This window comes from Micromonospora sp. NPDC047620 (genome assembly GCF_043205005.1).
Classification (GTDB): Bacteria; Actinomycetota; Actinomycetes; order Mycobacteriales; family Micromonosporaceae; genus Micromonospora.
Window position 1 is genome coordinate 1 of the sequence record NZ_JBIDDG010000110.1, and the last position, 1,470, is coordinate 1,470.

A 1,470-nucleotide genomic window follows, 5' to 3' on the forward strand; every position below is an offset into this window, starting at 1 on the left:
GATGAGCTACCCGTTCGGCGACCGGCCGCGCTACCTCGCGCTCGCGCCGTTGACGCATTCCGCCGGTGTGCTGACCTTTCCGATCCTGAGCCTCGGCGGCGAAGTCGTGATCATGCCGGCGCCCGACATCGGCGAATTCCTCGCGTCGATCGAGCGGCACCGCATAACCCACGCCTTCCTCCCGCCGACCGTTGTCTACGGCGTCCTCGACCATCCCGACCTCGACAGCCGCGACCTCGGATCACTGCGCTGTCTGTGGTACGGCGCGGCTCCCATGTCGCCGACCCGGCTCGAAGAGGCCCTGCATCGGATCGGACCCGTTCTCGGTCAGCTGTTTGGGCAGACCGAGGCCCCGAACATGATCGCCACGCTGGCACCGGCCGACCACTTCCGCCCGGACGGATCGGTGGCGACCGAGCGTCTCACGTCGGCGGGCCGGCCGACGCCATTGACCACCGTCGCCATCATGGACGCGGCGGGCACACTGCTTCCGCGCGGAGAGCGCGGCGAGATCGTCGTCCGCGGACCGCTGGTGATGGACGGCTATCACGAAAACCCCACGGCGACAGCGGAGGTCAGCGCCTTCGGATGGCATCACACGGGTGATATCGGTTATCTGGACGACGCCGGCTTCCTGTTCGTGGTCGACCGCGCGAAGGACATGATCATCACCGGCGGGTTCAACGTCTATTCGGCGGAAGTGGAGCAGGCCCTGTCGGCACATCCGGCGGTCAAGGATTCGGCGGTGGTCGGCCTCCCCGATGCCAAGTGGGGCGAACGCGTCACCGCCGCAATCGAACTCCGCGCCGGCCACGACACCGCAGGCGACGACATCATAGCCTTCGTCAAGCAACGGATCGGAAGTGTGAAGGCGCCCAAGGACATCGAGATCTGGAATGAGCTGCCTCGCTCGAAGGTGGGCAAGATCCTCAAGAACGAGGTCCGGGCGAAGATGCTGGACATGCGGACGACGTGAGCCCCGACGAGTGCCGGATCCAAAACATCATGTGGCCGGAGTCGTTGGGGGCGGCCTTATCGCGCCGTTCGGTCCGGTCGAGGTGAAATCCGAGCCTACGGGCGACGGCGGCGCTGCGAGTGTTGGCTGCGTCGCAGTGGATTTCGACCCGATCGATGCCGGGAAGGCGGAGCGCGGTCTCGGTCAGGGCTGCCGAGGCGCGGGTGATCACACCGCGACCGGTGTGGGCGATATGGCACCAGTAGCCGAGTTCGATTGCCCGGCAACCGACCCTGTCGTGCAAGTCGACACCCCCGAGCACGGTGTTGTCGCCGTCGAAGACGCCGTAGCGGAAAGATCCGCCATTGTCGGGCCAGCGTGCGATCTGCTCGATATGAGCGCGCTGACCGGCGAGCGTTGTCAGTTCGATCAGACTGTCGCCCCACCATGGACACAGATGATCGAAAGACGCCGTGATCGCTCGCCATCGCGCCGTCACGTCCTCGGGCTGCCAT

Annotated in this window: 2 protein-coding genes; one reads left to right on the forward strand and one right to left on the reverse strand. The window is 66.1% G+C overall.

The window, feature by feature from the left end; genetic code table 11:
* Window positions 1–976: AMP-binding protein (locus ACGF5C_RS34525; protein ID WP_393308582.1), on the forward strand; the 976-nt coding region annotated here is incomplete at its 5' end.
* Here ACGF5C_RS34525 and ACGF5C_RS34530 read toward each other — a convergent pair.
* Window positions 930–1,470: GNAT family N-acetyltransferase (locus ACGF5C_RS34530; protein ID WP_393308584.1), on the reverse strand; the 541-nt coding region annotated here is incomplete at its 5' end. The two genes, ACGF5C_RS34525 and ACGF5C_RS34530, sit on opposite strands and share 47 nt — an antisense overlap.